This window comes from Deltaproteobacteria bacterium, assembly GCA_016223005.1.
Lineage (GTDB): Bacteria > Desulfobacterota > GWC2-55-46 > UBA9637 > GWC2-42-11 > JACRPW01.
Map to the genome: position 1 here is coordinate 1 of JACRPW010000021.1, position 5,381 is coordinate 5,381.

General features: G+C 41.3%; 7 protein-coding genes and 1 other RNA gene. All 8 read left to right on the top strand.

Annotated elements, in window-relative coordinates:
• Nucleotides 1-1,045 (top strand): glutamine amidotransferase family protein (locus tag HZC45_02620; GenBank protein MBI5682054.1); only part of this gene is annotated, 1,045 nt, incomplete at its 5' end.
• Nucleotides 1,046-1,173: 128 nt separating this feature from the next.
• Nucleotides 1,174-2,559: an alpha-hydroxy-acid oxidizing protein gene (locus tag HZC45_02625; protein MBI5682055.1), complete on the top strand. Its 1,386-nt coding sequence runs from the start codon at nt 1,174-1,176 to the stop codon at nt 2,557-2,559.
• Between the two features lie 108 nt (nt 2,560-2,667).
• Nucleotides 2,668-3,399 (top strand): hypothetical protein, encoded by a 732-nt coding sequence (locus HZC45_02630; protein MBI5682056.1) that lies wholly within the window; start codon nt 2,668-2,670, stop codon nt 3,397-3,399.
• Nucleotides 3,400-3,445: 46 nt separating this feature from the next.
• Nucleotides 3,446-3,676 carry a cell division protein ZapB gene (zapB, locus tag HZC45_02635; GenBank protein ID MBI5682057.1) on the top strand — a complete coding sequence of 77 codons (231 nt, stop codon included), beginning with the start codon at nt 3,446-3,448 and terminating at the stop codon, nt 3,674-3,676.
• A 34-nt stretch (nt 3,677-3,710) separates the two neighbouring features.
• A complete protein-coding gene (locus HZC45_02640) occupies nt 3,711-3,989 on the top strand; it encodes a cell division protein ZapA (GenBank protein ID MBI5682058.1) in 279 nt (92 codons plus the stop codon).
• A gap of 4 nt (nt 3,990-3,993) precedes the next feature.
• Nucleotides 3,994-4,179: non-coding RNA, 6S RNA (ssrS, locus tag HZC45_02645), on the top strand.
• Nucleotides 4,180-4,303: 124 nt separating this feature from the next.
• Nucleotides 4,304-4,819, top strand: coding sequence for a 5-formyltetrahydrofolate cyclo-ligase (locus tag HZC45_02650; protein MBI5682059.1), 516 nt, complete (start codon nt 4,304-4,306; stop codon nt 4,817-4,819).
• A 30-nt stretch (nt 4,820-4,849) separates the two neighbouring features.
• Nucleotides 4,850-5,381: DUF3552 domain-containing protein (locus HZC45_02655; GenBank protein MBI5682060.1), on the top strand; the 532-nt coding region annotated here is incomplete at its 3' end.

The following is a 5,381-nucleotide window of genomic DNA, read 5'->3' on the forward strand; positions in this document are numbered from 1 at the left end:
TGTTGGCATTATAAATAAAGATGGCAAAAGGATTAGCGGAGGTATCACAGCAAAGGCCCTCTGCCTTATGAATGACAGGGGTAATGGACTTGGTGCAGGTTATGCGGCATACGGTATCTATCCTGAATATAAGGATTTATATGCCTTCCACATAATGTATGATGAACCTTCATCAAAGACCGACGCAGAGGAATTTATCAAAAGGAATTATCATATAGAGAAAAAGGAGTCTATCCCCGCTGCCCAAGTAGAGGGTATTAAAATATCACCAATTCTATGGCGATATTTTGTAAAACCCCTTGCTGAAAGACCTGAAAGAGAAACCGCTGGTCTTCCGGATGATGATTTTGTTGTCAGGACTGTTATGAAGATTAACTCTGAGATAAATGGAGCCTATGTCTTTTCCAGTGGCAAAAATATGGGTGTATTTAAGGGTGTTGGTATGCCCGTGGAGATTGCAAGGTTTTTTAGGATAGATGAATATGAAGGTTATATATGGACAGGTCATACAAGATTTCCTACAAATACACCGGGCTGGTGGGGAGGCGCGCATCCGTTTACACTCCTTGACTGGTCTATTGTCCACAACGGTGAAATTTCATCATACGGAATAAACAAGAGATACCTTGAGATGTATGGATATAAACTTACACTTCTTACAGATACAGAGGTTGTAGCATATCTTTTTGATTTATTAGTGAGAAGACACGGATTGGCTGTAGAGACCGCATGCGCAGCCCTTGCAGCACCTTTCTGGAAGAAGATTGATGCTCTGCCTGATGATGAGAAAAATACAATGACTGCCCTTCGCATGATATACGGCAGTGCACTCATGAACGGGCCATTTTCAATCCTCTTCGGGCACAGCAGGGGGCTTGTTGGGTTTAATGACAGGATAAAACTGCGGCCCCTTGTTGCAGCAACAAAGGGAAAGACTGTTTATATGGCAAGTGAGGAGTCTTCAATAAGGGAGATATGTCCGAATCCTGAACAGGTCTGGGCACCAAAGGCAGGGGAGCCTGTGATTGTGGAGTTGGAAAAATAGAATCAAGGCTAAAGCCTTGAGTTACATGTAACTGAAACCTTCAGGTTTGGGCTGTGGAGGTTTACAGTGTTTAAAAGTCTGGCAGTGCCGGGTGGAGTGTTTATTCATGGGGTGGAGATAATGTCCTTATTGATACATTCAAGTGTGTCAAGTGCTTAAGATGTTATCACTACTGTCCTGAAGAGGCAATCACCATAGAGGATAATCCTGTCCGATATAGGAATAATGCAAACTGGGGTTTTTATCAGATAAGAAATATCAAGAGGCAGGCTGATACAGGGGGTATCCCACTTACAGGCATGGGAAGTGATCTGCCTTATCCTGTCCTGTTTGACCATCTCTTGATAGATGCATGTCAGGTTACAAATCCTTCTATTGACCCGCTCCGTGAACCTATGGAACTCAGGACATACCTTGGTAAAAAACCTGCAAAACTTGAGTTTGAAAATGGGCCTGATGGCAAGCCGAAACTCAAGACAAAGATGCCGCCGCAAATCAAACTTGAGATGCCGTTTATATTCGCACCAATGTCCTATGGTTCAATAAGTTTAAATGCGCAGAAGACCCTTGCGATTGCTGCAAAGGAACTTGGGATTGTGATGAATACAGGCGAAGGCGGCTTGCATGAGGATATATATCCGTATCGCAGTAATGTGATTGTTCAGGTTGCATCAGGGAGGTTCGGCGTCAATCCTGATTATCTGAACGCAGGTGTTGCTGTTGAAATCAAAATCGGACAGGGTGCAAAACCCGGCATAGGCGGACACCTGCCCGGAGAAAAGATACCCCTTGATATAGCAAAGACAAGGATGATACCTGTTGGGACAGATGCAATATCACCTGCGCCGCAGCATGATATTTATTCTATAGAAGATTTAAGGCAGTTAATATTTGCATTAAAAGAGGCAACCAATTATACGAAGCCTGTGTCTGTAAAGATTGCTGCGGTCCACAATGTCGCTGCCATAGCCAGCGGTATTGTCCGGGCAGGCGCTGATATAGTTTATATTGACGGATTCAGGGGAGGCACAGGCGCAGCGCCTATAATTATCCGCGATCATCTCGGCATACCTATTGAACATGCCCTTGCAGCAGTTGATGAGAGGTTAAGGCAGGAAGGCATAAGGAATGAGGCATCTATTATTGCAGCAGGCGGCATAAGGAGCAGCGCTGACGCTGCAAAGGCGATCGCCCTTGGCGCGGATGCAGTTGCCCTTGGCACATCAGCGCTTATAACAATGGGATGCACTGTGTGCGGCAAATGCTATACAGGCAACTGCAGTTGGGGCATAACAACACAGAGACCTGAACTTACAGTTCGGCTTGACCCTGAAATTTATGCAGAAAGACTCATAAATCTGGTTCATGCATGGAGCCATGAACTTAAAGAGATACTCGGCGCCCTTGGTGTAAATGCAATTGAGAGTTTGAGGGGAAGCAGAGAAAGGCTCAGGGGCGTTGGGCTTGACAGCCTGACACTGGATATACTCGGTGTAAAACCAGCAGGAAGGTAAAAGACAATTATGAATTAACAATTACGAATTAAGAATTAAAGGCACTATTCGTAATTGTAGTCAATTCGTAATTCCTAATTTGTAATTATCGTAAGGGGTTATACAACTATGCTTACAATTGATGCAAAAGGGATTTACTACAGGCAATTGAACCAGAGGGTAAGAGAGGCTGTTTCTAATGGTGAGAAGGAAATCCTCCTCAAGAATGTAAATGGACAGTACTATATTGCTGACGGGCTGCGGGGTGAGGCTGCAATTACAATAGAGGGTGTCCCGGGAAATGACCTTGCAGCATTTATGGATGGACCTACACTGATTATAAAGGATAATGCACAGGATAATATAGGAAACACAATGAACAGCGGTAAGGTGATTATTCATGGACATGCAGGCGATGTCCTTGGTTATGGTATGAGGGGCGGGAAACTCCATATCCGAGGCAATGTGGGCTACAGAATCGGGATACACATGAAAGGATATAAAAAACAAATCCCGGTAATTATTGCAGGGGGAACTGCAGGTGATTTTTTTGGTGAATATATGGCTGGCGGTATGTTGATTTTGCTGAATCTGGATAACAGGCATGATATGGTTGGAGATTATGTTGGAACAGGTATGCACGGCGGGACAATATTTGTAAGAGGTGATGTTGACAAAAAACTCTGCGGTGCAGAGGTAAGCATCCTTGAACTAACAGAAGAGGATACTAATACCCTTAAGGCTTATCTTACTGACTATTGTAAAGATTTTAATCTAAATACAGTAGATATTTTGAAATCTAATTTCAAGAAGATTATCCCAACATCTCTGCGTCCTTACGGGAATTTATATGCTTATTGACTTCTTGGAGTAAAATGTGTAATATAGAGGTGAGAAAGGCGATAAGATGGAACTTGATAAATTTGATATCCTTGAGCAAAGGGTTGGCAGATTGATTGAAAGTTACATGTTACTGAAACAAGAAAACAGAAAACTCTTTAAAGAACTTGAAGAAAAAGATAAAGAGTTGTCAAAACTAATGGAAGATTGTGGCAGGATGGATAAAGAAAAAGGGCTCATAAAGGGAAAGGTAGATTCTATACTTGAAAAGATAGAAGGACTTTTGCAGGGTGCATAAGAAATAATGAGGCTAGCGAAATAGTGAGGATAATGTGGGCAATTCTGTTGAGGTAAAATTATTAGAGCAGAGATTGCTGGTAAAAACAGATGAGGATGAAGAATATACTAAAAGGGTAGTTGATCTTGTAGATAATAAGATACATGAAATAAGAGATAATGCAAGGATAGCATCAAAACTTGATGTGGCACTTTTAACAGCAATGAATATAGCAGGTGAATATATAAAAACAAGGGAGAGATTAGAAAAACTGGAGTTGAAAGCAGATAAACTGAGTGAACTGATAGATGCAAAAATCACAAAAACGGTATAGATAATCTCCCCTGCTATGTTCGTGATTAGTGGAATATTCAGAACCAACACCATCAAACAGGGTGCCTTCCCTGACTGACAGATGGCATGCCCGTCTGACGGGAAACCAAAAGCAGTTAATTAAGACACCCACCTATCTAGGATAGGTTCAGATGAATAGACTACTTACACGGCATTGCAGTGGGGGAGATAAGATTTTGCGAAAAGAGGGAATAATAGGTCAGATTTAAAGGGAGTATCGAGAAAGGGTTTTAATTAAAGGATATATCTTCATGCAGTAAGTATGAATAATAAAGTTCAAATGATAAAGTTCAAATGATAAACGAAAAGGTGTTCAGGAAAAGCAGTTGTATCCAAAATAGGTTTCTCCATTTGGAAATATACAGGAGGGCAAAGAGACTGGCACTTTACTCAAGTTTCAAAAATGAGGTTATTACAGATGAAATTATGAAACATACATTTGTCAGTGGCAAGCAGGTATATTTTCCAAAGATTGTTTCAGGACAAAGGAAACTTCAGTTTATAAAGGTAGAAAAAAACGATGACTTCGTAACAGGTTCGTATGATATCCCGGAACCAAAGGGCAGACACGAAATTGCTGATGTCAAGGGATTAGATATTGTTGTTGTTCCGGGTGTGGTATTTGATGTTTATGGAAATAGGCTTGGATATGGCAAGGGCTATTATGACAGGCTTCTGTCAGGTTTAAAAGGGCATATAGCGATTATCGGACTTGCCTTTGATTTTCAGATTGTAAACGAACTGCCTGTGGAAAGGCATGATGTGAATATGGATATGATAATTACAGAAAAGAGGGTAATCAGGTGTTAGGTTTCACTAATTCAGAAAGGAGTAATTAAGATGGGAATATATGTATGGTTAGCAATTGGTTTAGTTCTTGGTATCGCGGTAGGTTATATTATCCGCAGGGTTTTTGCAGAGGCAGGGCTGGAGAGTGCTAATAAACTGGCAGAATCTGTTGTTGAGAAGGCAAAAAAAGAGGCTGAAAATATCAGAAAGGAAGCAGACCTTCAGGCAAAGGACAGACTCTATCATGGCAAGATTGAGTTAGATAACGAAATTAAAGAAAGACGGCAAGAGATTCAAAATCAGGAGAGAAGACTTGCCAGCAAAGAAGAGAACCTTGACAAAAAGATAGAACTTTTTGATAGGAAAGAGATGGAACTCCTGAAGAGAGAAAAAAATACACTACATCAGGAAAAGGCTCTTCAGGAAAAGGAAAAACAATATGTGATGCTTCTGGAAGAAGAGAGGGTTAAACTGGAAAGGATATCAGGTATGTCAGTAGAAGAGGCAAAAAAGGTTCTCATAGAATCAATGGAGGAAGTGGCAAGGCATGATGCAGCAAGACTCATAAAGCAGATTACAGATG

What these genes read in the sequence shown, in the direction of transcription:
- HZC45_02650 (MBI5682059.1), top strand. Translation starts at nt 4,304, where the DNA reads ATGATAAACGAAAAGGTGTTCAGGAAAAGCAGTTGTATCCAAAATAGG.
- zapB (MBI5682057.1), top strand. Translation starts at nt 3,446, where the DNA reads ATGGAACTTGATAAATTTGATATCCTTGAGCAAAGGGTTGGCAGATTG.
- HZC45_02630 (MBI5682056.1), top strand. Translation starts at nt 2,668, where the DNA reads ATGCTTACAATTGATGCAAAAGGGATTTACTACAGGCAATTGAACCAG.